Source organism: Aureimonas sp. SA4125 (genome assembly GCF_019973775.1).
GTDB lineage: Bacteria > Pseudomonadota > Alphaproteobacteria > Rhizobiales > Rhizobiaceae > Plantimonas.
Window position 1 is genome coordinate 4517410 of the sequence record NZ_AP025032.1, and the last position, 22706, is coordinate 4540115.

Consider the following 22706-nt stretch of genomic DNA (forward strand, 5'->3'; position numbering starts at 1 on the left):
GGGAAGGATCCGGTAATGGCGAATGAAGCGAAGGCGGGACCGAAGGCCTCGCCGAAGAGCAAGGGACCGCAGCTTCCCGTCGTGCTCAGCGCCAACAATCTGCTCGCCGGCGACGTCGTCTTCCTGGCGGCCGACGGCTGGACGCGCGATCCCTCCAAGGCTTCGGTCGGCGCCGACCCCGAGACCGCCGCCGCCATGGAAGCGCGCGCTGCTTCGGACGTGAAGGCCAATCTCGTCGTCGATCCCTATCTCGTGCCGGTGACGATCGCGGCCAGCGGCCTGCCGGTGGCGCGCCATTTCCGCGAGCTGATCCGCCAGAAGGGCCCGAGCATCCATCCCGACTACGGCAAGCAGGCCGAGTTCGACAACCGCTACGAAGCCTGAGCGCCATCAAGCCGAAAGGATGCCGCGATGTATCGCTACGACGAATTCGACGAGCGCTTCGTGCGCGACCGGGTCGCCCAGTTCACCAGCCAGGTCGAACGCCGGCTGGACGGCTCGCTGTCGGAAGACGAGTTCCGGCCGCTGCGGCTGAAGAATGGCCTCTATCTGCAACTGCACGCCTACATGCTGCGCGTCGCCGTGCCCTACGGCACGCTGCGCTCGAAGCAGTTGCGCCAGCTGGCGCTGATCGCGGAAAAGTTCGACAAGGGCTACGCCCACTTCACCACCCGCCAGAACCTCCAGTTCAACTGGCCGAAGCTCTCGGACGTGCCGGAGATCCTCGGCCTCCTTGCCGATGTCGAGATGCACTGCATCCAGACCTCGGGCAACTGCATCCGCAATGTCACCGCCGACCAGTTCGCCGGCATCGCCAAGGACGAGGTCGAGGATCCGCGTCCGACCGCCGAGCTGATCCGGCAGTGGTCGAGCCTGCATCCCGAATTCGCCTGGCTGCCGAGGAAGTTCAAGATCGCCGTCACCGGCGCCGAGCACGACCGTGCCGCCATCCTCGTCCACGATATCGGCCTGCGCGTCCGCCGGCATCCGGAGACGCAGGAAATCGGCTACGAGGTCATCGTCGGCGGTGGGCTCGGCCGCACCCCGATGATCGGCAAGGTGATTCGCGACTTCCTGCCGAAGGCCGAGATCCTGGCTTTTCTCGAGGCGGTGATGCGCGTCTACAATTCCGAGGGCCGCCGCGACAACAAGTTCAAGGCGCGGGTGAAGATCCTCGTGCACGAGACCGGCCCGGAGGAGTTCATCCGCCGCGTCGAGGCCGAATACGCGCAGTTGAACGGACCGACGATCAATGCGCCCGAAGAGGAAGTCGAGCGCATCGCTTCCTATTTTGCCAATCCCGAGTTTGAAGACCTCCCGGGGCACTCCGCCCTTTTGGCCGCCGCCCGGCAGATCGATCCCGGCCTCGACCGCTTCGTTTCGCAGAACGGCTTTGCCCATCGCCAGCCCGGCTATATCGCGCTCACCGTATCGCTGAAGCCCGTCGGCGGCGTTCCCGGCGACATGAGCGCCGACCAGATGCGCGCCTTCGCCGACATCGCCGAGCGCTGGTCCTTCGACGAGCTGCGCATCACGCATGCGCAGAACCTCGTCTTGCCCAGCGTCCGTTTGGATGATCTGCCCGAGGTCTACCACGCGCTGAAGGCCGCGGGGCTCGCCACCGCCAATGCCGGGCTCGTCACCGACATCATCGCCTGCCCCGGTCTCGACTACTGCGCGCTGGCGACCGCCCGCTCGATCGGCGTCGCCCAGGAGATCGCCGAGACGTTTCGCGACGAGGAACGGCAGAGCGCCATCGGCCCGCTGCAGATCAAGATCTCCGGCTGCATCAACGCCTGCGGCCACCACCATGTCGGCCATATCGGCATTCTGGGCCTCGAGAAGTCGGGCAAGGAGAACTACCAGATCACCGTCGGCGGCGACGCCACGGAGAATGCCGCCCTTGGCGAGCGTCTCGGCCCCGGCATCGACGGCGAGCATGTGTCCGGCGCGATCGAGGCGATCGTCGACGTCTACATGAATCAGCGCAAGGACGGCGAGGCGTTCATCCAGACCGTTCGCCGCGCGGGCCTCGAGCCGTTCAAGGCGGGCTTCACCGCCTATGTCAGCGAAAAGACCGGCAAGAGCCTGGAGGAACTGGCATGAGCATGCTCGTCGGTCCCGGCGGCGCCAAGGCCGATCTGTACACGCCGGTCGAGGACGCCGCTTCTCTGTCGCTCGTCGACGGCCCGATCCTGGTCGGGCTGACCGTGATCGATGCGGCCCTGGCCGACCGGCGTAACGAGCGCCTCGGACTCGTCGTGGCGAACGACACCCCGATCACCGCGATCGAGCCCTATTTCGGCAGCATCGACCTCATCGCCATCACCTTTCCATCCTTCTCCGACGGGCGCGGCCTGTCCCTGTCACGACGCCTGCGCCGAGCCGGCTTTGCCGGAACGCTGCGGGTGCGCGGCCCGATCGTCGCCGATCAGTTCGCCGAGGCGCTCGCCTGCGGCTTCGACGAGGTCGAGGTGCCCGACGCCATGGCCGCACGGCAGCCGCTCGACCAGTGGCTCGGCGCCAAGGACATCGTCACCGATCGCTATCAGGGCGGATACGGCGAGGGCGAGAGCATCCTGCAGAAGCGCCGCGCCGCGCGGCAGGGAGCCGGAAGCGACCGTCAGGGAAGCGACCGCTATGAGTGATTCACGTGAAACCCTCGCGGCCGAACTCGACAAGGCTTTCGCGGACCTGACCCCGCTCGAGCGCCTGACGATGCTGGTCGAGAGGGTCGATGCCCCGATCGTCTTCACCACCAGCCTCGGAATCGAGGACCAGATGCTGACGCATCTGATCTTCAGCGCCAGGCTGCCGATCGTTCTGAAGACGCTCGACACCGGCCGCCTGTTTCCCGAGAGCTACACGCTCTGGCGCGAGACCGAAGAAAAGTACGGGCGCCGCATCAAGGCGATGTATCCGCAGGCCCAGGCGCTGGAAGACCTCGTCAACGACCAGGGCATCGACGGGTTCTACTACGCCCCGGAGTTCCGCAAGGCCTGCTGCGGCGTGCGCAAGGTCGAGCCGCTGGGTCGCGCGCTCGGCGGTGCCGGCGGCTGGATCACCGGGCTTCGCCGCGACCAGTCGGCCAACCGCGAGGGCATGGAGTTCGTCGGCTACGATGCTGCGCGCGGCCTGATCAAGGCCAATCCCCTGTTCGACTGGACGCGGGAGGAAATCCGCGTCTTCGCCGAGACCGAGGGCGTGCCGGTCAACCCGCTGCACGCCCGGAACTATCTCTCCATCGGCTGCGCGCCCTGCACCCGCGCTTTGCAGCCGGGCGAGCCGGAGCGCGCCGGCCGCTGGTGGTGGGAGGAAGAGACCATGCGCGAATGCGGCCTCCATATCGACGCCGACGGCACGGTGTCGCGCGCGCGGCTGATCCCCGGCCATGAACATGGCGACGTCGCCTTCGAGCGGCTGGCGCCCGGCGAAACCCCGCCGAAAGGACCTCATTCATGAAGCACATGACGCATCTGCAGCGGCTCGAGGCCGAATCCATCTTCATCATCCGCGAAGTCGCCGCCACGGCGGAAAACCCGGTGATGCTCTATTCCATCGGCAAGGATTCGGCGGTCATGCTGCATCTGGCGCTGAAGGCGTTTGCGCCGGGCAAGCTGCCGTTTCCGTTGATGCACGTCGACACCAAGTGGAAATTCCGCGAGATGATCGAATTTCGCGATCGTCTGGCGGCAAAGCTCGGGCTCAATCTCATCGTCTACACCAATCAGGCCGGTGTTGCGGCGGGGATCAACCCGTTCGACTCCGGTTCGCGTGTCCATACCGACGTGATGAAGACCGAGGCGCTGAAGCAGGCGCTGGACATCCACAAGTTCGACGCCGCCTTCGGCGGCGCGCGCCGCGACGAGGAGAAGAGCCGCGCCAAGGAGCGGATCTTCTCGCTGCGCTCGGCCGAGCACCGCTGGGACGCCAAGAACCAGCGCCCGGAGCCCTGGCGCCTGTTCAACACGCGCAAGCGCGCCGGCGAGAGCTTTCGCGTCTTCCCGCTGTCGAATTGGACGGAGACCGACGTCTGGGACTACATCGCGCTCGAGAACATCGAGGTCGTGCCCCTGTATTTTGCCAAGAAGCGCCCGGTCGTCCAGCGCGACGGCATGCTGATCATGCGCGACGACGAGCGCATGGCGCTGTTGCCGGGCGAGGTCATCCAGGAGCGCACGGTCCGGTTCCGCACACTCGGCGACTACCCGCTGACCGGCGCGGTCGAGTCAACTGCCTCGACGCTGCCCGAGATCATCCAGGAAATGCGCTCGTCGAGATCCTCCGAGCGCGAAGGCCGGATGATCGACAAGGACGGCGGCGCCTCGATGGAAGAGAAGAAGCAGGAAGGCTATTTCTGAGATGGATTCTCTTGCCCGCATCGCCGACGCCGAATTCGCCGGCCCGGCCCCCGACAGTGTTGCCATCCCCGCTCCGGCGGAATCGCTGCTGCGCTTCATCACCTGCGGTTCGGTCGACGACGGCAAGTCGACGCTGATCGGCCGCCTGCTCTATGACGCCAACGCCGTCTTCGACGACCAGTTGGAAGCCTTGAAGCGCGACTCGAAGAAATTCGGCACCACCGGCGACGATCTCGACTTCGCCCTCCTCGTCGACGGCCTCTCGGCCGAACGCGAGCAGGGCATCACCATCGACGTCGCCTACCGCTATTTCTCGACGCCGAAGCGCGCCTTCATCATCGCCGACACGCCCGGCCACGAGCAGTACACCCGCAACATGGCGACCGGCGCGAGCTCGGCCGAGCTCGCGGTGATCCTCGTCGACGCGCGCAAGGGCATCCTGCCGCAGACCCGCCGGCATTCCTTCATCACCTCGATGCTCGGCGTCAAAAGCGTCATCATCGCCATCAACAAGATGGATCTCGTCGGTTTCGACCAGGCGGTCTTCGACCGCATCGTCGCCGCCTACAAGGAAATCCTGCCGGCCCTCGGCTTCACCGACGTCAGCTATATCCCGCTGTCGGCGAAGAACGGCGACAACATCACCAGCCGCTCGCCGCACACGCCCTGGTATTCGGGCGAGACGCTGCTCGAGCGGCTGGAGAGCGCGACGCCCGCCACCTTCGAGGCCGACGGCGCCTCCTTCCGCATGCCGGTGCAGTGGGTCAACCGGCCGAACCTCGATTTTCGCGGCTATTGCGGCACGATCGCTGGCGGGCGCGTCGCCAAGGGCGATCCCGTCACCGCTTTGCCGAATGGCGGCACCAGCCGCATCAAGGCTGTCTACGGGCCGGGCGGCGAGGTCATGAGTGCCGGGACCGGCGAGGCGATCACCGTCACGCTCGAGGACGAGGTCGACCTGTCGCGCGGCGACGTGCTCGTCGTCAGCGGCGACCCCGTCGCCGCGCACAAGAGCGTCAAGGCCGAGATCCTCTGGATGGTCGACCGGCCGCTGATCTCGGGAGGCCGCTTCGTCGCGCGCATCGGCACGGCGCAGACGCCGGCGACGGTGAAGAGCCTCGACAAGGCGATCGACATCCACAGCTACGAGCCGCGCGACGCCAACGCACTGTTGATGAACGAGATCGGCCGGGTGACCGTCGTCTTCGACCGCCCGCCGGTAACCGTTCCCTATCAGGAGAATCGCGACCTCGGCGCCTTCATCCTCATCGACCAGCTGACGAACGAAACCGTCGCCCTCGGCCTGGTGCGCGCGGTCGGCGCGGATGCGCCGCGGTTCGAGACGGCAGCCCCCCTCGCCGAGCCGACGGCAAGCGAGCGGGCGAAGCGCGCCTGGTTTGGCGCCGACGTGGCGATGCATCCGGAGCGCGCCTCGGGCGTCCTGCGCTTCCGGGCGCTGGCCGCGGTGCTGATCGCGCTTCTCGCGCTGGCCCTCGGCCTTGGCTGGTTCGCCGCGGCGGTGCTCGGCCTTGCCGATTTCGCCCTGCGTCCTTTGCTGCGGCAGGCCGTCGGCGGCACCGAACCCGGTCCGGGCGCCGCGTCCGACCCGACGACGGTTCGCGACGGAGCCGGCATTTGACCGGCGCTCCGCGCGGGAAGACGCCATACCGCCGCGCCGGACCTCCGGCGCGGCCGCATCGCCCGCTGCCGATCATCGAGGCCGCCCTCCTCACCGCCTCCATCGCCGCCTGCTTTGCGCTGACGGCGGGGATGCTGGGGTAGGCGATTACGTATAGAAATTCCTGAGCACCGCGAGGACTTGGCTCAAGGCCGTGTCGTCGGCGGTTCCGAGCGGTCTTATCAACCGTTGCTTGTCGACTGCTCGACACTGCTCTGGCAGAACAAGGCCGTAGACACCCTGAAACTGGATCTTGACGCGAAACGGTGCTGGCCTGCTTCCAGACGTCAGTGGAGCGACTGTGACGACGCGGGAATGCCGATTGAGGCTGTCCGGCGACAGGACCAGACAAGGCCGGGTTTTCTTGATCTCACTGCCGAAGGTTGGATCCAGAGCGACAAGCCAGATCTCCCCGCGCTTCACCATTTCAGGTCTTTGTCACCGTCATTTCCGAACTCTGGCCAGACCAAGCCGTCGTCACCTTCCGCCGCGAGCTGTTCGGCTGCCTCGGCCCAGCCCGCCTGCGGATCGCTATCAACCCGCTCGATGACGAGCCGCCCCGCCTCCATCGTCAGGCTGACCCCGTCGCCGGCGGACGCACCGAAGGCTGCCAGCAGCGGCTTCGGGATAATGATCCCCGTGGAGTTGCCAAATTTGCGGACGGCTGCGCGCATCTCATCCTCTCTCTCTGATAAGGGAGAAGGATACCAGCCGCATGCGCTCCGTTACAACAATGTTATGCCGGAAGCTCTTACCCCTGCGAATACGGCGAGATCGACACCTCGACGCGGCGGTTCTGCGCGCGGCCGTAGTCGCTGTCGTTCGGCGCGATCGGCCGGGCCTCGCCAAACCCCTGGACGTTGAGGCGCCGGCCGTCGATGCGCTGGCTGGCGAGATAGTCGGCGACGCTTTCCGCGCGGCGGCGCGACAGGTCGAGATTGTAGCCGTCCGAGCCCTGGCTGTCGGTATGGCCGTCGACGTCCACGGCCGAGCGGTCGTACTTCGCCAGGACGATCGCGACGGAGTTCAGGACGGGGTAGAAGGCCGACCGGATGGTGTCGCCGTCGGTGGGGAAGGTGATGTTCGACGGCATGTTGAGGACGATGCGGTCGCCGACGCGGGTCACCGAGACGCCGGTGCCCTGCAGCTGGCGGCGAAGGTCCGCTTCCTGATTGTCCATGTAGGCGCCGATGCCGGCGCCGCCGATACCACCGATGCCGGCGCCGATCAGCGCCGCCCGTCCCGCATCCATGCCCGTCGCCCGGCCGACGACGTAACCGCCGAGCGCCCCGACGCCCGCGCCGATGCCCGCGCCGCCGACGGTATTGGAGAGCTTTTGCTCGCCCGTATAGGGATCGGTGGTGCAGCCGGCCAGGACGAGGGCGGCACAGGCGAGGGTGGTGATGCGCTTCATGGGAACCTCGGTGGGGCGGAGCGTGTAGAGACGCCGGTCGCTCGCGGACAGCGGATACCTTGCCGAACAGTGACGAAATCGCGTTGAATTTTCGTTAAGCACGCCTTGACGGGCGCCGGCTGCTTTTTTGAATTGTCGGCACCGGCATTTCCCGCTGTTGAGCCGGCGAGCCAAGCGGAAGTACCATCATCGTCACAAAGCTATGATCTTGTCGCGGCAACAGGGTAGGACCGATGAGGTGGAACGCCCCACACCCGCCGACCGCCGATCTCGCCGCCTTTCGGAGATGCCGCATGCGCCTTGCTCTTCTGTCCCTCGCCCTCCTCTGCAGCGTCGCCGCCCCTGCCGCGGACATCGCGGTCCCGCCGGCGCCGGTCTATCGCGGCCAGATCGTCCTGCCGACGGGGCTGAAGGTCGCCGGCGCCGAGTTCGGCGGCATTTCGGGTCTCGACTACGATCCGGCCGCGGACGTCTTCTATGCCATTTCCGACGACCGCTCGGAAAAGGCCCCCGCGCGGTTCTATGCCCTGAAGATGGCCCTCGGCACCGATGGGATCAGCGGCCTCGACATCGCCGAAAGCCACGTGCTTCTCGCCCTCAACGGCAAGCCCTTCGCTCCCCGCACCGTCGATCCCGAGGCCGTCCGCCTGGTGGATGGTCGGTTGCTCTGGGCGAGCGAAGGCGATGCGACCGGGCGACCCTCGATCACCAAATCGGATCTTTCGGGCAAGGGATTGGGCGTCTTCAAGCTGCCGGACGCCTATCTCCCGACCGAAGCGGGCGGCAGCGGCGTGCGCGGCAATCTGGGCTTCGAGGGCCTGACGCTCTCGCCGGACGGCAAGACGCTCTATGCCGCGACCGAAAGCGCGCTGATCCAGGACGGCGACAAGGCGAGCCTTACTGCCGGCAGCCCGGCGCGCCTGCTTGTCCTCGATCTCGATTCGGGCAATGCGACGGCCGAGCATGTCTACCAGACGGACAGGATTCCGAACGCGCCGACGCTGCCGGCCGGATCCGCCGACAACGGCGTCAGCGAGATCCTCGCCCTCGACGCCGACCGCCTGATCGTGGTCGAACGCTCCTATGTCGCCGGCGTCGGCAACCGCATCGCCTTTTATGTCGTCTCGCTGCCGGGAGCCGAGGACGTCTCCGGTCGCGCGACGATCGCCGGCGCCCGGCCCTTGCCCAAGGCGCTGTGGTTCAAGATCGACGAGGGCGATTTCGGCGGGCTCGACATCGACAATATCGAGGCGGCAAGCTTCGGCCCGGAAATCGGTGGAGAGCACTCGCTGGTGCTTGCCTCCGACAACAATTTCAATCGGCAGCAGATCAGCCAGTTCCTGCTTTTTACCATCCCGAAGACGGCACCGTAGGCCGCCTCACTTCGTCGCTTCGCAAAAAGAACGGCCGCGTCGCAGCGGTGCGACGCGGCCGTTCTTTTGCTTCTTCCGGGCTGGGGCCGCTATGCCGCCTTCTTGCCCTTGAGGAGACCGCGGTTGACGAGGAGCTCGGCGATCTGCACGGCGTTGAGCGCGGCGCCCTTGCGCAGATTGTCGGCGACCACCCAGATATTCAGGCCGTTCTCGAGCGTCTGGTCCTCGCGGATGCGCGAGATGAAGGTCGCGTCCTCGCCGGCGGACTCGTAGGGCGTCGTGTAGCCACCGTCCTCGTGCTTGTCGACGACGAGGCAGCCCGGCGCCTCGCGCAGGATGGCGCGCGCCTCGTCGGCGGTGATCGGGTTCTCGAACTCGATGTTCACCGCCTCGGAATGCCCGATGAAGACGGGGACGCGAACGGCGGTGCAGGTGACCTTGATCTTCGGGTCGAGGATCTTCTTGGTTTCGGCCATCACCTTCCACTCCTCCTTGGTCGAGCCGTCTTCCATGAAGACGTCGATGTGGGGAATGACGTTGAAGGCGATGCGCTTGGTGAACTTGCTGACCTCGACGGCATCGGCGACGAAGACGGCGCGGCTCTGCTTGAAGAGTTCGTCCATGCCTTCCTTGCCGGCCCCGGAGACGGACTGGTAGGTCGACACGACGACGCGCTTGATCTTGGCGTGGTCGTGCAGCGGCTTCAGCGCGACGACGAGCTGGGCGGTCGAGCAGTTCGGGTTGGCGATGATGTTCTTGCGCGAGAACATCGCCACGGCGTCGGCATTCACTTCCGGTACGATCAGCGGCACGTCCGGATCGTAGCGAAAGGCCGAGGAGTTATCGATGACGACGCAGCCGGCCGCCGCGATCTTCGGCGACCACTTCTTCGACACCTCGCCGCCGGCCGACATCAGGCAGATATCGCTCTTCGAGAAGTCGAAGGTGTCGAGGAACTGCGTCTTCAGCGTCTTGTCGCCATAGGCGACTTCGGTGCCCTGGCTGCGGCGCGAGGCGAGCGCCACGACCTCGTCGGCCGGAAAGCCGCGCTCGTCAAGAATGTTGAGGATTTCGCGCCCGACATTGCCGGTGGCGCCTACGATCGCGAGCCTGTAGCCCATCGGAACTCTCCCCTCTCCCGCGGAAAATCCTGCGCTCGATCCCACCCCCGGGGAGAGCACGGGGAGGGAAGCGTCAGATAATCGGGGTTTTGATGGTGAGCGCGATCATGTCGGCGGTATGGCGCCGGCAAAGGACAAAGTCAATCTGCGAGATTGGGCTCGCTCTCCGGGGCGGAAAACATCGACGACGACCGCGAGGCTGCAGGAGACGGCCGTCGACACGCCCCCCGCCGCGCCGCCAGGCGCGATTATGCGTCGCGTCGGCCGTCGTTGCGGCGATTCTGACTCTGGGTGAAGCGCTTGGCGATCCAGCCGACGATCAGTACCTTGAGGATCTGTTTGATCATGGGAAGTGTCCTGTTGAGGGGCTAAAGGGAATGAACGCGGGAGAGAGGCTTCCGGTTGCCGCCCATTTCACACGCCATGAGTGCCCGTTTCCTCACATGAGTGCCCGTTTCCTCAGGGGAAGTGCCGGAGCCGATTTGGCCGGGAGTCGGCCCTCCGCCCGCCGGTCCACAGACGCGGCTCGGCTTGACCCAGCGGAACATTTGCGACCTCGGGCCGTTGCGGACGAAACAATTTCGCAAGGTTCGCAAGGGAGGACACCCGAATGTCTCGCGCCAAGGTTGCCGCGCTCGCGGCGTCGCTGATTCTCGTTTCGCCGGCTTTTGCCCAGTCGCAGTCGGACTCGTCCGTTCCGACGATCCCCGAATCCCAGATCGAGCCCCGCAAGGTGGCGACCACCTTCGAATTCGTGGCGACGGCAAGCTCCGGCAACGCCTTCGAGATCGAGGCGGCGACGATGGCCTTGGAAAGGGCGACGCTGCCGGAGGTGAAGGCGCTGGCGCAGAAGATGCTGGACGATCACACCGCCGCGCAGGCCGAACTCCTCGCCGCCGGCAAGGAGTCGCAGACAGACATCGCCAAGCCTGCGCCGGACGGCGAGCAGCAGGGACTTCTCGACAAGCTCGGCGCGGCGGACACGGCCGGCTTCGACGCCCTGTATGTCGACAGCCAGGTCTTCGCCCATCAGCGCATGCTGGCCCTGTTCAAGGGATATGCCGAAGGCAGCGACCCGCTGAACCAGTATGCCGCGAAGGCGCTGCCGGCCCTGCAGATGCACTACGCCATGGTTCTCGACCTCGCCGCCAAGATGCCCGGCAAGAATGCGGTGCAATAGGCCGTGGTTCGACGGGTGAGGCCAGCCGCAAGCTGTCGTCGCCCGCCAGCAGCCCGCCAGCAGCCTGGCGGGCGACTTGATGCGCAGTGTCCGCGCGGCGTGTTGGCGGCGTGGCCGCGTCAGGCGTCGAGTTTCTGGCGAAATGCCTTCAGGATCGCCTCGCCCATCTCGGCCGTGCCGACGCGCGTCGCGCCGGGCGCCATGATGTCGGCGGTGCGGATGCCCTGGTCGAGAACGCTGGCGATCGCCGCCTCGAGCGCATCGGCTTCTGCGACTTTCCCGAAGGAATAGCGCAGGCACATCGCGAACGACGCGATCATCGCGATCGGATTGGCGACACCCTTGCCGGCGATGTCGGGAGCCGAGCCGTGCACCGGCTCGTAGAGCGCCTTGCGCTTGCCGGTGACGGCGTCCTCGGCACCGAGCGAGGCGGAGGGAAGCATGCCGAGCGAGCCCGTCAGCATGGCCGCGATGTCCGACAGCATGTCGCCGAAGAGATTGTCGGTGACGATCACGTCGAACTGCTTTGGCGCGCGCACGAGCTGCATGCCGCCGGCGTCCGCCAGCATGTGCTCGAGCTCGAGATCGGCGAACTCCTCGCGGTGGACGCGGGTGACCACCTCGTTCCACAAGACGCCCGACTTCATCACATTGCGCTTTTCCATCGACGTCACCTTGCCGCGGCGCGTGCGCGCCAGCTCGAAGGCGGCCCGGGCGATGCGCTCGATCTCGTAGGTGTCGTAGATCTGCGTATCGATGCCGCGCTTCTGGCCGTTGCCGAGATCGATGATCTCCTTCGGCTCGCCGAAATAGACGCCGCCGGTGAGCTCGCGCAGGATCAGGATGTCCAACCCCTCGATGATCTCCGGCTTCAGCGAGGAGGCGTCCGCGAGCGCCGGGTAGCAGATGGCCGGGCGCAGATTGGCAAAGAGCTTCAGGTCCTTGCGCAGCCTGAGAAGCCCGGCTTCCGGCCGCTTGTCGTAGGGCACGGCATCCCACTTCGGCCCGCCGACGGCGCCAAACAGCACCGCGTCGGCAGCAAGCGCGGTCTCCATGTCGGCGTCGGCGATCGCCTCGCCATGCGCGTCATAGGCCGAGCCGCCGACCAGTGCCGTCTCGGTCGCGAAGGAGGCGACGCCCGCATCGTTCATGAAGCCCACGATCTTGTCGACCTCGGCCATCGCCTCGGGACCGATCCCGTCGCCAGGCAGGAGCAGGAGTTTGGACGTGTTCATCGGAAATCCTCGGGGGCTTGCTCTTCGTTGCTCCCTGCTAACTTCCAACGCTCGGCGCGGCAAGGCCAGGGCGACGCGCCGCGCGCCCCTGTTGGCTCGCGGCACGGACATGTTCCTTCCCGCCAGGATTCACACCCGTGGCCGGCGCGCCCCGACATTGCCCTGAATCGACCGCAATTTATCAATCTTCGCTTAACCTTGGCGGCGCCATAAGCGGGTTCAGGAAATGACGCCCGCCTGCCAGTAAGAGATTGATCGCAAAGGCGTGATTTTCTGCAGGCGGCGGGCGGCCGGAGACCGCAATGCCCGACTTCATCAGCCAGAAGGTCGCCGACAATCTCGGCCTCAGCCTCGCGATCCTGCTGGGTCTTCTCGCCTGCCGCTGGACGGCGGAGTTCTGGACGACCCGCGGCAAGGACGCCATCGCCGCGCGCCAGCGCCGCTTCACCATCCGCGCCGTCACCAACGCCCTCATCGCCGTCTGCCTCCTCGGCGTCTGGCTGGCGGAAATCCAGAATCTCGTCTTCTCGCTTGCCGCCGTGATGGTCGCCCTGGTGATCGCGACCAAGGAGCTTCTGATGTGCGTCGGCGGCGCGATGCTGCGGCTCGGCGGCCACCTGTTCAAGGTCGGCGACCGGATCGAGCTGAACGGGCTGCATGGCGAGGTGATCGACCACGGGCTGTTCTCCACGACCATCATGGAGATCCCGCCGGTGAGCCTCGGCCATGCCGGCACCGGACGCCGCCTGACCTTGCCCAACAGTCTCTTCCTCGCCTGCCCGGTCAGGGTCGAGCCGCAGCCGCGGCAGTTTGCGCCGCATCGCTTCACGGTGACGCTGGAACGGCCCGTGCCGGCGGCGCATGCCCTGAACCGGCTGGAGGCGTCGGCCGAGGCGGCCCTCGCCGAGGACACCGAGCGCGCCGCCCGCTTCCACCGCCTTGCCGTCGCCAAGACCGGCGTCGACATCGCCGGCCCCGGCTACGAGGTGACGCTCGGCACGAGCGATCTCGGCAAGCTGCAGTTCCACGTGATGCTCTACTGCCTGACGCAGGACGCCCGGGCGCTGGAACAGACCATCATCATCGGCTTTCTCACCGACCTCGAAAACCTCGCAATGCCCGACGCCGAGACGGCCCGCACGAAACTGTCCGAAAGCTGGGACGCCCTTGCCCGCAAGCTGCGCGATCCCCGCTCCAACGCCGCCTGACCCGCATTCTTCTGAAAGGACCTGTCATGTCCCCTTCTGCCCTCACCATCACGATCCTTCCCCGCGAGACTGGTACCGATGCCCGCCGCCGCCTCGGCGCCGACGTCGCCCAACCCTGCCGAGTCGCCCGCGGTCTCTCGACCGGCGGCCGGCGCTCCATGCTATAGGGGCCGGCGCGGGACCTTCGAGTTCCCCGTACGGTGCGATAAGGAGTTCGCCATGACCCGGCCGATGAAGATCGATTTCGTCTCGGACGTTTCCTGCCCCTGGTGCATCATCGGCCTCAAAGGTCTGGAGACGGCGCTGGAGCGGGTCGGCGATCTCGTCGCGGCAGACATCCGCTTCCAGCCGTTCGAGCTCAACCCGGCCATGCCGGCCGGCGGCCAGGATCTGGCCGAACACATCGAGGAAAAATACGGCTCGACGCCGGAGGAGTTTGCCGCGAGCAGCCGGATGATCCGCGAGCGGGCGGCCGCTGTCGGTTTCGACATCACGTCGCGCCGCAGCCGGATCTACAATACCTTCAACGCCCACCGCCTGCTGCACTGGGCCGGTCTCGAGGGCCGGCAGCAGGAACTGAAGCACGCGCTGTTTTCTGCCTACTTCACCCGCGGCGAGGATCCCGGCGACACTGACGTGCTGGTGACGGCAGCCCTCGAAGCCGGGCTCGACAGCGAGGTGGCCAAGGCGGTCCTTGCCTCCGACCGCTACGGCGACGACGTGCGGGCGGCCGAGCGCGAATGGCAGGCGAAGGGAATCACGTCGGTGCCGGCGGTGATCGTCGACGACAGATATCTGATCTCCGGGGGCCAGCCACCGGAAGCCTTTGAGCAAGCGCTGAGGACAATCGCGGCGGAGGGCTGACGGCGAAGCACCGCCGCCGCACCCACGACAACGATCTTACGCCCAGGGCCGCTCGGCCGCGTTCCTTGCCTCGAAACTGTCGATGCTGGAGCCCTTCTCCAGCGTCAGGCCGATGTCGTCGAGGCCGTTGAGGAGGCAGTGCTTGCGGAACGGGTCGATGTCGAAATGGATCATGCCGCCGTCGGGTCCGCGGATTTCCTGCGCTTCGAGATCGACGGAGATCCGTGCATTGGCGCCGCGCTCGGCGTCGTCCATCAGCATTTCCAGCTGCTCCGGCGTCACGCGGATCGGCAGGATGCCGTTCTTGAAGCAGTTGTTGTAGAAGATGTCGGCAAAGGACGTCGAGATCACGCAGCGAATCCCGAAGTCCAGCAACGCCCAGGGAGCGTGTTCCCGGCTCGATCCGCAACCGAAATTATCCCCGGTGACCAGAATCTCCGCGCCGCGATAGGCCGGCTTGTTCAGGACGAAATCGGGATTGTCCGACCCATCCGCCTGGTAGCGCAGCTCGGCGAAAAGGCCCTTGCCGAGGCCGGTGCGGGCGATCGTCTTCAGGTAGTCCTTCGGGATGATCATGTCGGTGTCGATGTTGACGATCGGCATCGGCGCCGCGATACCGGTCAGGCGATCGAATTTCTGCATGTCCTGTCCTTCAGACGTTGGCGGGCGGAGGCGTAGGGATAGCAGGTCCGCCGCGCCGGGCAAACGGTCGCGTCGCTTGCGCCCTGATCGCTCGTCTGCCCGCCCCGGCTCGTTGACGTAAACGGAAGCCAATTTCTCTTTTCTTCCATCTGCTGTATTCAGGATGGAAAAACAGGGAGGCACATGATGCACAAACCATGGCTCGCGCACTATCCGGAGGGAATCGCGGCGGACTTGCCGCCCTTCCCCTATCGCTCGCTTTCGGACCTTTTCGTCGAGGCCTTCGCGCGGCACGGCGCCAAGCCGGCCTTCCGCTTCATGGGCACGGTGCTGAGCTTCGCCGATCTGGATCAGCAGTCGCGGATCCTTGCGGCCTATCTGCAGTCGCTCGGCCTCGACCGGGGCGACCGGGTCGCGCTGATGATGCCGAACGTGCCGCAGTATCCGGTGGCGGTCGCGGCGGTGCTGCGGGCCGGCATGGTGGTGGTGAACACCAACCCGCTCTACACCCCCCGCGAGCTCGAACACCAGCTGACCGATTCCGGCGCGAAGGCGATCATCGTCCTCGAGAACATGGCCGCGACGCTGGAGGCCTGCGCCCCGCACATGACGCTCCCGCACGTCGTCCTCACCTCGATCGGCGACATGCTGCCGCCCCTCAAGGGGACGATCGTCGACTTCGTGCTGCGCCGCGTGAAGAAGCTGGTGCCTGCCTTCAGCCTGCCCGCGGCGGTGCGCTGGCAGAAGGCGATGTCCCTCGGGCGCGAAAAAACCTTCGTGCCGGTCTCGGCCGGCCTCGATGACCTTGCGGCGCTGCAATATACCGGCGGCACCACGGGCCTCTCGAAGGGGGCGATGCTGCTCCACCGCAACGTCATCGCCAACGTGCTGCAGACCGAGGCCTGGCATGCCCCGGCCATGCGCCGCATTCCGGCCGGCGAACAGCCGCTGACGGTGTGCGCGCTGCCGCTCTACCACATCTTCGGTTTCACCGTGAACATGATGCTCGCCATGCGCACCGGCGGCTGCAACCTCCTGATCCTCAACCCGCGCGACATCGGCGGCACGCTGAAGGAGCTGCGGCAGCATCGCTTTCACTCCTTCCCGGCCGTCAACACGCTGTTCGGGGCGCTGGCGCGCCATCCCGATGCGGCCAAGGTCGACTGGTCGAGCCTCTGCCTCTCCGTCGGCGGCGGCATGGCGGTCCAGGCGGCGACCGCCGCGCTGTGGAAGGAGACGACGGGAACGGCCATCGTCGAAGGCTACGGCCTGTCGGAGACGGCACCGTCCGCCTGCTGCAATCCGGTCGATTCGACCGTCTACACCGGCACCATCGGCTATCCCCTGCCCTCCACCACGCTGAAGATCATCGACGAGGACGGCCGGGAAATGCCGCCGGGCGAGCGCGGCGAGATCGCCATTTCCGGGCCGCAGGTCATGGCCGGCTACTGGAACCGGGCGGACGAGACGGCGCTGGCAATGACCGAGGACGGCTTCTTCAAGAGCGGCGACATCGGCGTGATGGACGAGAGCGGCGCCTTCACGATCGTCGACCGCAAGAAGGACATGATCAACGTCTCCGGCTTCAACGTCTATCCCAACGAGATCGAGGACGTCGTCACGCGCATGCCGGGCATTGCCGAGGCGGCGGCGATCGGCGTCACCGACGAGGGATCGGGCGAGGCGGTCAAGCTGTTCGTCGTGCGCAGCGACCCCGCGATCACCATTGAGGCGGTCAAGCTGTTCTGCAAGGCCGAGCTGACCGGCTACAAGCGCCCGAAGCACGTCGAGTTCCGCGACGACCTGCCGAAGACGAATGTCGGCAAGGTGCTGCGCCGGAAACTGCGCGACGGCTGATCGATCGCCGCTGGCGTGACCGGGTCGAACAGAGCACCGGCATGGCCTTGGGGTTGACCGGGCGCCTGCCCGCACACCCCGAGGCTTGCATCGTCTGAAAGAAGCCGGGCGGCATGCCGCGCCCTTGCCGGGGCCGACGGCATGCCGCGCCCTTGCCGGGGAAGGTCGCCCTTTCGGGGAACAGGCGGCCTAAAACAGGACAAAGCGCGAAAGCCGGGTCAGGATTGCCTGGGACGGCTGTCGATTGCCTTTTGCCGCGCAATGGGCTCTATTTTCTAAAAGGTCATGCAAGACGGCGGCACCCTTCGGAGCCGCCGCGCGGATTTGTCGTCTTACCTTCATATTTCCCCTTTCCAACCCGCCCGACATCGCCTATATCCAACTCACCGGAGACGAGGCGCTCGGCAACGAGCGCTGCAGTCGACGCCATGGCGCGGGGTGGAGCAGCCCGGTAGCTCGTCAGGCTCATAACCTGAAGGCCGCAGGTTCAAATCCTGCCCCCGCAACCAAGATACAAAAGCTAATTCAACAGCTTATGCAAAGCCCCGCCTGGCTCTCGCCAGCGGGGCTTTTGCTTGTGTCCGCACTGTGTCCGTTTTTAGGGCCATTCAGAAACACGTCTGCTCGTCGTGGTCTTGGCCGAGAGGGCTGGCCGCCTCAGGCGACGGGAAACTTGGCACCGGTGGGAACGACTTTAATGGCAAACAACAGTGTCTCGACTGCGTTCAGGGCACCTTGGACCTCATGACTGGTCACGGCGGGCACGCCTCCGTGGGATAACTTGTTGAAGAGTATCGCCGTGTACATGTCGATTGCCGCCAAAGGGATATCATAAGTCCCATTCGCCTTGGTGCTGAAGTCCTTCGCGGCCGTTAGCAAATCACTGGCGGGTGTCTTGTCCGGGAGCTGTTGATAGGCAACCATGACCCTCTTGGTCTCGCAGAACTCGCGCAGTGCCAGCTCAACGGCGATACGTGCATAGTTGCCCGCCGCGTTGACATGGCCTTGCTTCAGAAAGTTACGACCATCGGCCAGCACGTCCGCAGGCGCGCTCGATGATGCCAAAGTCACAATTGGCGCCTTCGTCGGGTCGTCGTCGGAGTGCATCTTGGCATAGGTCCAAAACCGATCCGCCTTATGCCGACGTTGATAGGCGCGGGCCATCTCGAACCAGACGCGGTCATAGGTAAGCAATATGACCTGCCAGTCCTTGAAATCATCTGCCAATAGATCGATCACAGGCAAACGATTCGATTGATCCAGGCCGATCAGCACATCATCCAGCACGATCAGCCGTGGCGTGTCAGCCTGTAGTGTTGCCGCGCAGACCTTCCTTCCGGCGAAGTAGATGGCGAGCGCCAGTGCCGACAGGCGCGCCTCGTTCAGAAACGCCTGCGGGCGGGCAACAGGCTGGTCGCGGAACGTGAGGTCGACGCCGATTTCGCGCGACTCGATCCTGCTAAGATGCGGCGTACCCCAATCTCGGTAAGTCAGGCCGGCAAAATTGAGCGCAGTGACAGCCAGGTCGTCCCAACCCAACTTCTTCAGCATCGGGTTGATCTGCGGCAGCACCGTTGCGATGGCGTCGCGCAGCCCCTGATTGATCACGGGCAGCAATGCCAGAAGTCTGGGTTTTTCAGTGCTTCCAAGACGCTGGCGGCCGCGAGCTTCGACGTCGGCCAGGTCGAGGACCTCTGCCCATAGGTCAAAGATCGGCCTCTGCTTTCCATCGTGAACGACTTCGAAGTCCCGCAACAGCACGTTGATGCAAACATCGAACAGGTTCACCGGACCGTCGCCGTGGCGGTAGTTCGTTTCGAGGAGCGATCTGTAGTCGAGTATAGCCTTGCGGTAGGCGGCGTTTTTCACTCGGTCGTCCGCCGCCGGCGCAATATCGACGGGGTGTCGGGCTGTTGTCCATTCGGCGACTGCCTTGCCATCATCGAACTCGACGCTGATCTTCAGTCCAGTATCGGGCTGCCCAGAGAAAACGTTCTTCAGCCCGAGCAATCGCTCCTTGCGCGCTTGCGGGCCACGGCGGGCGACGGAGAAAAACTCGTCCAGTGCATGGAACACTGAGGACTTGCCCGCGCCGTTCTCGCCGTAGATCAGCAGATTCTTGCCATCGAGCTGGAAGGTGACGGGTTCCGGGCCGGCGAAGGCGCGGAAGTCGCAGAGGGTGAAGGATTTGATGCGCGGCGGGGTGATGGCGGGTGCGGCTGCAACCGGTGTGGTAGCGGGGACTGCGGCGACCGTCGCCGAAGGAGGCGGAGCGGCTTCGCTCATTCACGGCCCTCGATAATGCGGACGACGTCGAGGGTGGCGAGGTCGGAGAGCATGGTGCGCAGGCGCGCGCCGGGGATGAGGTGGGTGGCGGCGAAGCTTTCCGCCGCCTTCACCAGTGCAGCGCCTTCGAGGCCGGCGAGAGTGCCGAGGCCGGCACGTTCCGCCTCGTCGAACAGGGTCAGGTCGCGGGCGTGCAGATCGTTTTGGAAGAAGAGTTCGTAGACGAAGCCGTTGAGGAGTTGTTCGAGGCGATTGTCGGGACGCTCCACCTGAACGCTGACAATGGTATCGATATGAGACCGCTCCGCTTCTGTCGGGTAGTGTCCGCGCTCGTGGTGGAAATTCCGACATTGAAAGGTGTGGCTGAGGCGGTCACCGGATAGGGCGGCTAAGGTGGAGTTGCGAGACTTCAACCTGACCGGAGAACCCGATGACCGAGGACAGACTACCGCTTGCCGAGCTTTTTGCGAAAGCCGGGGACGGCGATTTCCTGAGAACGATAGCCGAGAGCGTGATGCAGCTCCTTATGGAGGTCGACGTTGAAGGCATGATCGGCGCCGGGCGCCACGAACGGACGCAGGAACGGGCGACTTATCGCAATGGCTACCGCGACCGCTCGCTCGACACGCGGCTCGGCTCGTTGCAGCTTCGGATACCCAAGCTTCGGCAGGGCAGCTACTTCCCGCCGTTCCTGGAGCCGAGAAAGCTCTCGGAGAAGGCCTTGGTTGCCGTCATTCAGGAAGCTTGGATCAGCGGCGTTTCCACCCGGCGGGTCGACGATCTGGTACAGGCCATGGGGCTGTCGGGGATCGGCAAGAGCACCGTATCGAAGCTGTGCAAAGACATCGACGAACGCGTCGGCGGCTTCCTCGACCGTCCTCTCACTGGCGACTGGCCCTACCTCTGGCTGGATGCGACCTACCTGAAGCAGCGCGAGGGTGGACGCATCGTTTCGGTCGCCGCCATAATCGCCGTGGCCGTGAACACGGACGGCAAGCGCGAGATCGTCGGCCTTCACATCGGCCCCTCGGAAGCGGAGACGTTTTGGTCGAGCTTCCTCAAGAGCCTCGTGCGCCGCGGCCTGTCCGGCGTGAAGCTCGTGATCTCGGATGCTCACGAAGGGCTGAAAGCCGCCATTCGCCGGGTGTTCAGCGCCTCCTGGCAGCGCTGCCGGGTGCATTGGATGCGCAACGCCCTGTCGTATGTCCCGAAGGCGCAGCAGAGCATGGCGGCGGCCGCGCTGCGCCAAGCCTTCGCCCAGCCCGATCGTGCTAGCGCCAGCCAGGCGCTGCGCCACGTCGCCGACCAGCTTCGGGGAAAGTGTCCAAAGCTCGGGGCCTTCATCGACAACAGCGAGACCGACGTGCTGGCGCACATGGATTTTCCCAGTCAGCACCGGACCCGGATCCATTCGACGAATTCCCTGGAGCGCCTGAACAAGGAGGTGAAGCGGCGTGCCGACGTCGTCGGAATCTTCCCGAACGAGGGATCCATCATCCGGCTCATCGGCGCCGTCCTTCTCGAGGCCAACGACGAATGGCAGATCCAGAACCGCTACATGCAGACCGAACCCATGGCCGACCTCATGGCCATGGGCAACACTGCAAAACCCGAACAGATTTCCACCGAAGTCGCCTGAAACGGAGCCGCTTCAGCTACACTCAATTTCCACCACGTTGACGGACACGACCTTCTGTCGCTCTGTTCGGGATCGGGACCTGCTGCATGTAGTCACTGAATGCCCGCAGATATCCCCCACGAATACGGTTTGAAAGCTGGCCGTAGAGCCATTCAACCAAACTCGTATTGAGAAAGCCGGTAAGCCAGCGTTGATCTGTTGGTATGAAGTAGCACGTGTTCGCGCCGTATGCGCCGCTGCAATCCCAAGCAAAGCTCTGGTGCTCGTAGATGTCTGGATAAACGATCTTCGGCTGCTCAAACTCCTGCCAATAGGCGATATTGTCCTGGATTTCGAACCACTTGTAAGGCCCGGCTTTGCGGCCTTCCCATTTGCCGTTCGCATCTTCATCCCAATCAGACGGCTTCGGTTCGAGCTTGTCCCGATAGCCTTCGAGATGCCGCTTGATCGCCGGATAGGCGTCGATCTCGATTCCGCGACGTGTGAAGATCAACCACAAATCCTGCGGCTCCACGCGCCAGCGCTTGATGTCGCGGCCACGCAGGAAAGGCTTGATGATATCGGCTGAACTTGCGTGTTCGGCAATCAGCCGGTCCTTGGTGGGCCCGTCGATGACGAAGGCGTCGTTGAAGCCGGTTTTGATCCCGTAATAGAAGCGCCCTTCGACATATTGGCCGAGCGGCATGCCCGCCGAGCGGATGCGCTCCAGCAGCCCGCGCCGCGCCAGCGGCTCCAGTTGCCAGCCATCGATGGTCAGTGCCTTCTGCGGCATGTCGAAGCCGATCTCGTCCACCAGCCTCGAGAAGCCGGGGATGTCGTCTCTGGTGAGGTCCTGCGGCCAGTTCATCACGCGCAAGGAATCCCGCTCGCCCGGCTGCTGCACCGGCGCATCGCGCCGCGTGGCGATGATGATGGTGGGATAGGCGATGGCGTCGAACACTTCGGCATCGCCGAAATCGACGATGCGGCGTAGCTCCGTCTGCCGGTTCAGCCAACCGCGCAGGTTGGTGCCATATTTTGCGCGATACCATTTGTTCGAGGTGATGTAGGCGAAGGCTCCGCCGGGGTTCAGCAACTCGATTCCGCGCTGGATGAAATAGACGAACAGATCCGCCGTGCCGGCATAGGCGCCGGGAGCAGCCTTCGTTCCCGAATAGAACTTCTGAAACGCCGGCTTCTGATCCTTGATCGCCTCCTGCCTCACGTAAGGCGGGTTGCCGATGACGAGATCAAACCGCGAGGACAGGCCGAACATCCATTCGGGATCGAAGAAGGGAGCGGCGGCGTTCTGGTCGAACGGGTCCCAGGCCGCCATCAGCTTGGCGTCGGTTTCCGGCAGGCCGCGATCGGATTTGAGCAACTCCGCAAGTTCAACGCGCAGGCGGGCGATATCCTCTCGGCGCAAGCGCTTGGTCTTGGCGGTGCGGGCTGAGAAATAGCGCGCGTTCATCGCGCGCAATTCCGCTTCCTTATCGGCGATCTTGGTGTTGCGGAAAAGGTCGGCCTGCGCCTTGCGCTCGATCGGGATCAGGCTGTTCGCGGCGACAAGTTTGGTTTCAAGGTTCGGCAGCGCCGTGATGTTGGCGTTGTCCTGATCGTGGTCGATCTTCTGGCTCACCACGAGCGAGATGAAGAAGCGCAGCTTGGCGATCTGCACCGCAATGGGCTGGATATCGACGCCGAACAGACACTTGTCGATAAGGTAAAGCTTGCGCGCGTAATCGGGCTTGTTTGCGTCGGAGAAATCGCGGTCGAGCTTGGCGAGTCCGGCTTCCGCCTCCTCGATCCGCTGTTTGTTGATTTCCACCCGGAACTGACCCGGGTTTTCCATCGAGAATTGACCCGGCT

At 65.0% G+C, this 22706-nt stretch carries 23 protein-coding genes and 1 tRNA gene; 15 read left to right on the top strand and 9 right to left on the bottom strand.

The annotated features are described in order from the left end of the window. Positions 1-15: 15 nt before the first annotated feature. Genes Sa4125_RS21355 through Sa4125_RS21385 form a run of 7 tightly spaced genes read left to right on the top strand, consistent with a single transcriptional unit; the run spans position 16 to position 6143 of the window. A complete protein-coding gene (locus Sa4125_RS21355; protein WP_224001455.1) occupies positions 16-384 on the top strand; it encodes a DUF2849 domain-containing protein in 369 nt (122 codons plus the stop codon). A 27-nt stretch (positions 385-411) separates the two neighbouring features. Next, entirely contained in the window at positions 412-2106 is a 1695-nt protein-coding gene (locus Sa4125_RS21360) for a nitrite/sulfite reductase (protein ID WP_224001457.1), read from the top strand. Further along, positions 2103-2648 (top strand): DUF934 domain-containing protein, encoded by a 546-nt coding sequence (locus Sa4125_RS21365; protein WP_224001459.1) that lies wholly within the window; start codon positions 2103-2105, stop codon positions 2646-2648. Before Sa4125_RS21360 ends, Sa4125_RS21365 begins: the two co-directional genes overlap by 4 nt. Then, positions 2641-3462 carry a phosphoadenylyl-sulfate reductase gene (locus Sa4125_RS21370; RefSeq protein ID WP_224001461.1) on the top strand — a complete coding sequence of 274 codons (822 nt, stop codon included), beginning with the start codon at positions 2641-2643 and terminating at the stop codon, positions 3460-3462. Before Sa4125_RS21365 ends, Sa4125_RS21370 begins: the two co-directional genes overlap by 8 nt. After that, positions 3459-4361: a sulfate adenylyltransferase subunit CysD gene (cysD, locus tag Sa4125_RS21375; RefSeq protein ID WP_224001463.1), complete on the top strand. Its 903-nt coding sequence runs from the start codon at positions 3459-3461 to the stop codon at positions 4359-4361. The genes Sa4125_RS21370 and cysD overlap by 4 nt, the downstream gene beginning before the upstream one ends. Before the next feature lies 1 nt (position 4362). Further along, positions 4363-6000, top strand: coding sequence for a sulfate adenylyltransferase subunit CysN (gene cysN, locus Sa4125_RS21380; protein WP_224001465.1), 1638 nt, complete (start codon positions 4363-4365; stop codon positions 5998-6000). Continuing rightward, positions 5997-6143: a hypothetical protein gene (locus Sa4125_RS21385; protein ID WP_224001467.1), complete on the top strand. Its 147-nt coding sequence runs from the start codon at positions 5997-5999 to the stop codon at positions 6141-6143. The genes cysN and Sa4125_RS21385 overlap by 4 nt, the downstream gene beginning before the upstream one ends. Before the next feature lie 4 nt (positions 6144-6147). Here the strand turns inward: Sa4125_RS21385 and Sa4125_RS21390 are convergent, their stop codons facing one another. From Sa4125_RS21390 to Sa4125_RS21400, 3 genes are all read right to left on the bottom strand, one after another. Beyond that, entirely contained in the window at positions 6148-6465 is a 318-nt protein-coding gene (locus Sa4125_RS21390) for a type II toxin-antitoxin system PemK/MazF family toxin (protein ID WP_224001469.1), read from the bottom strand. After that, a complete protein-coding gene (locus Sa4125_RS21395; RefSeq protein ID WP_224001471.1) occupies positions 6459-6713 on the bottom strand; it encodes an AbrB/MazE/SpoVT family DNA-binding domain-containing protein in 255 nt (84 codons plus the stop codon). The genes Sa4125_RS21390 and Sa4125_RS21395 overlap by 7 nt, the downstream gene beginning before the upstream one ends. 77 nt (positions 6714-6790) lie before the next feature. Continuing rightward, positions 6791-7453: an OmpA family protein gene (locus Sa4125_RS21400; protein WP_224001473.1), complete on the bottom strand. Its 663-nt coding sequence runs from the start codon at positions 7451-7453 to the stop codon at positions 6791-6793. Positions 7454-7746: 293 nt separating this feature from the next. On the opposite strand from Sa4125_RS21400, the gene Sa4125_RS21405 reads away from it, so the two are divergent. Next, a complete protein-coding gene (locus tag Sa4125_RS21405; RefSeq protein WP_224001475.1) occupies positions 7747-8826 on the top strand; it encodes an esterase-like activity of phytase family protein in 1080 nt (359 codons plus the stop codon). An 89-nt stretch (positions 8827-8915) separates the two neighbouring features. Here the strand turns inward: Sa4125_RS21405 and Sa4125_RS21410 are convergent, their stop codons facing one another. Further along, entirely contained in the window at positions 8916-9947 is a 1032-nt protein-coding gene (locus Sa4125_RS21410; RefSeq protein WP_224001483.1) for an aspartate-semialdehyde dehydrogenase, read from the bottom strand. A gap of 610 nt (positions 9948-10557) precedes the next feature. On the opposite strand from Sa4125_RS21410, the gene Sa4125_RS21415 reads away from it, so the two are divergent. Then, entirely contained in the window at positions 10558-11127 is a 570-nt protein-coding gene (locus tag Sa4125_RS21415; protein ID WP_224001485.1) for a DUF4142 domain-containing protein, read from the top strand. A 119-nt stretch (positions 11128-11246) separates the two neighbouring features. Here the strand turns inward: Sa4125_RS21415 and leuB are convergent, their stop codons facing one another. Next, on the bottom strand, positions 11247-12362 hold the full coding sequence (gene leuB, locus Sa4125_RS21420) for a 3-isopropylmalate dehydrogenase (protein ID WP_224001486.1): 1116 nt from the start codon (positions 12360-12362) through the stop codon (positions 11247-11249). A 302-nt stretch (positions 12363-12664) separates the two neighbouring features. Between leuB and Sa4125_RS21425 the strand changes: the two genes are divergently transcribed. The 3 genes from Sa4125_RS21425 to Sa4125_RS21435 are packed head-to-tail and all read left to right on the top strand — an operon-like array spanning position 12665 to position 14434. Further along, positions 12665-13570 (top strand): mechanosensitive ion channel family protein, encoded by a 906-nt coding sequence (locus Sa4125_RS21425; RefSeq protein WP_224001487.1) that lies wholly within the window; start codon positions 12665-12667, stop codon positions 13568-13570. 26 nt (positions 13571-13596) lie between these two features. Continuing rightward, positions 13597-13737 carry a hypothetical protein gene (locus tag Sa4125_RS21430; protein ID WP_224001494.1) on the top strand — a complete coding sequence of 47 codons (141 nt, stop codon included), beginning with the start codon at positions 13597-13599 and terminating at the stop codon, positions 13735-13737. A 52-nt stretch (positions 13738-13789) separates the two neighbouring features. Continuing rightward, positions 13790-14434, top strand: a complete 645-nt coding sequence (locus Sa4125_RS21435) for a DsbA family oxidoreductase (RefSeq protein ID WP_224001496.1) — start codon at positions 13790-13792, stop codon at positions 14432-14434. 36 nt (positions 14435-14470) lie between these two features. On the opposite strand, the gene leuD is transcribed toward Sa4125_RS21435, so the two are convergent. After that, the gene (gene leuD / locus Sa4125_RS21440; protein ID WP_224001498.1) at positions 14471-15076 is read right to left on the bottom strand and encodes a 3-isopropylmalate dehydratase small subunit; all 606 of its coding nucleotides are present in this window, start codon (positions 15074-15076) and stop codon (positions 14471-14473) included. 186 nt (positions 15077-15262) lie between these two features. Here leuD and Sa4125_RS21445 point away from each other — a divergent pair, with 186 nt between their 5' ends. Both Sa4125_RS21445 and Sa4125_RS21450 read left to right on the top strand, forming a co-directional pair. Beyond that, the gene (locus Sa4125_RS21445) at positions 15263-16933 is read left to right on the top strand and encodes an AMP-binding protein (protein WP_224001500.1); all 1671 of its coding nucleotides are present in this window, start codon (positions 15263-15265) and stop codon (positions 16931-16933) included. Between the two features lie 432 nt (positions 16934-17365). Continuing rightward, positions 17366-17442 (top strand) — tRNA-Met (locus Sa4125_RS21450). A gap of 148 nt (positions 17443-17590) precedes the next feature. Here the strand turns inward: Sa4125_RS21450 and Sa4125_RS21455 are convergent. Continuing rightward, the gene (locus Sa4125_RS21455; RefSeq protein WP_224001502.1) at positions 17591-19219 is read right to left on the bottom strand and encodes an ATP-binding protein; all 1629 of its coding nucleotides are present in this window, start codon (positions 19217-19219) and stop codon (positions 17591-17593) included. Further along, complete coding sequence (locus tag Sa4125_RS21460) at positions 19216-19488, bottom strand: hypothetical protein (protein WP_224001504.1); 273 nt, start codon at positions 19486-19488, stop codon at positions 19216-19218. Before Sa4125_RS21460 ends, Sa4125_RS21455 begins: the two co-directional genes overlap by 4 nt. A 161-nt stretch (positions 19489-19649) precedes the next feature. Between Sa4125_RS21460 and Sa4125_RS21465 the strand changes: the two genes are divergently transcribed. Continuing rightward, the gene (locus Sa4125_RS21465; protein ID WP_223998301.1) at positions 19650-20858 is read left to right on the top strand and encodes an IS256 family transposase; all 1209 of its coding nucleotides are present in this window, start codon (positions 19650-19652) and stop codon (positions 20856-20858) included. Between the two features lie 22 nt (positions 20859-20880). Here the strand turns inward: Sa4125_RS21465 and Sa4125_RS21470 are convergent, their stop codons facing one another. After that, entirely contained in the window at positions 20881-22689 is a 1809-nt protein-coding gene (locus Sa4125_RS21470) for an Eco57I restriction-modification methylase domain-containing protein (RefSeq protein ID WP_224001506.1), read from the bottom strand. Positions 22690-22706 lie beyond the last annotated feature (17 nt).

Excerpts from the sequence above, each read along its gene's own strand:
- Sa4125_RS21465 (WP_223998301.1), top strand. The coding sequence starts at position 19,650 with ATGACCGAGGACAGACTACCGCTTGCCGAGCTTTTTGCGAAAGCCGGG.
- Sa4125_RS21360 (WP_224001457.1), top strand. The coding sequence starts at position 412 with ATGTATCGCTACGACGAATTCGACGAGCGCTTCGTGCGCGACCGGGTC.
- Sa4125_RS21425 (WP_224001487.1), top strand. The coding sequence starts at position 12,665 with ATGCCCGACTTCATCAGCCAGAAGGTCGCCGACAATCTCGGCCTCAGC.
- cysD (WP_224001463.1), top strand. The coding sequence starts at position 3,459 with ATGAAGCACATGACGCATCTGCAGCGGCTCGAGGCCGAATCCATCTTC.
- Sa4125_RS21435 (WP_224001496.1), top strand. The coding sequence starts at position 13,790 with ATGACCCGGCCGATGAAGATCGATTTCGTCTCGGACGTTTCCTGCCCC.
- cysN (WP_224001465.1), top strand. The coding sequence starts at position 4,363 with ATGGATTCTCTTGCCCGCATCGCCGACGCCGAATTCGCCGGCCCGGCC.
- Sa4125_RS21390 (WP_224001469.1), bottom strand. The coding sequence starts at position 6,465 with ATGGTGAAGCGCGGGGAGATCTGGCTTGTCGCTCTGGATCCAACCTTC.
- Sa4125_RS21370 (WP_224001461.1), top strand. The coding sequence starts at position 2,641 with ATGAGTGATTCACGTGAAACCCTCGCGGCCGAACTCGACAAGGCTTTC.
- Sa4125_RS21410 (WP_224001483.1), bottom strand. The coding sequence starts at position 9,947 with ATGGGCTACAGGCTCGCGATCGTAGGCGCCACCGGCAATGTCGGGCGC.
- Sa4125_RS21365 (WP_224001459.1), top strand. The coding sequence starts at position 2,103 with ATGAGCATGCTCGTCGGTCCCGGCGGCGCCAAGGCCGATCTGTACACG.
- leuB (WP_224001486.1), bottom strand. The coding sequence starts at position 12,362 with ATGAACACGTCCAAACTCCTGCTCCTGCCTGGCGACGGGATCGGTCCC.
- Sa4125_RS21400 (WP_224001473.1), bottom strand. The coding sequence starts at position 7,453 with ATGAAGCGCATCACCACCCTCGCCTGTGCCGCCCTCGTCCTGGCCGGC.
- Sa4125_RS21405 (WP_224001475.1), top strand. The coding sequence starts at position 7,747 with ATGCGCCTTGCTCTTCTGTCCCTCGCCCTCCTCTGCAGCGTCGCCGCC.
- Sa4125_RS21445 (WP_224001500.1), top strand. The coding sequence starts at position 15,263 with ATGCACAAACCATGGCTCGCGCACTATCCGGAGGGAATCGCGGCGGAC.
- Sa4125_RS21430 (WP_224001494.1), top strand. The coding sequence starts at position 13,597 with ATGTCCCCTTCTGCCCTCACCATCACGATCCTTCCCCGCGAGACTGGT.
- Sa4125_RS21470 (WP_224001506.1), bottom strand. The coding sequence starts at position 22,689 with ATGGAAAACCCGGGTCAGTTCCGGGTGGAAATCAACAAACAGCGGATC.
- Sa4125_RS21415 (WP_224001485.1), top strand. The coding sequence starts at position 10,558 with ATGTCTCGCGCCAAGGTTGCCGCGCTCGCGGCGTCGCTGATTCTCGTT.
- Sa4125_RS21455 (WP_224001502.1), bottom strand. The coding sequence starts at position 19,219 with ATGAGCGAAGCCGCTCCGCCTCCTTCGGCGACGGTCGCCGCAGTCCCC.
- Sa4125_RS21395 (WP_224001471.1), bottom strand. The coding sequence starts at position 6,713 with ATGCGCGCAGCCGTCCGCAAATTTGGCAACTCCACGGGGATCATTATC.
- Sa4125_RS21355 (WP_224001455.1), top strand. The coding sequence starts at position 16 with ATGGCGAATGAAGCGAAGGCGGGACCGAAGGCCTCGCCGAAGAGCAAG.
- leuD (WP_224001498.1), bottom strand. The coding sequence starts at position 15,076 with ATGCAGAAATTCGATCGCCTGACCGGTATCGCGGCGCCGATGCCGATC.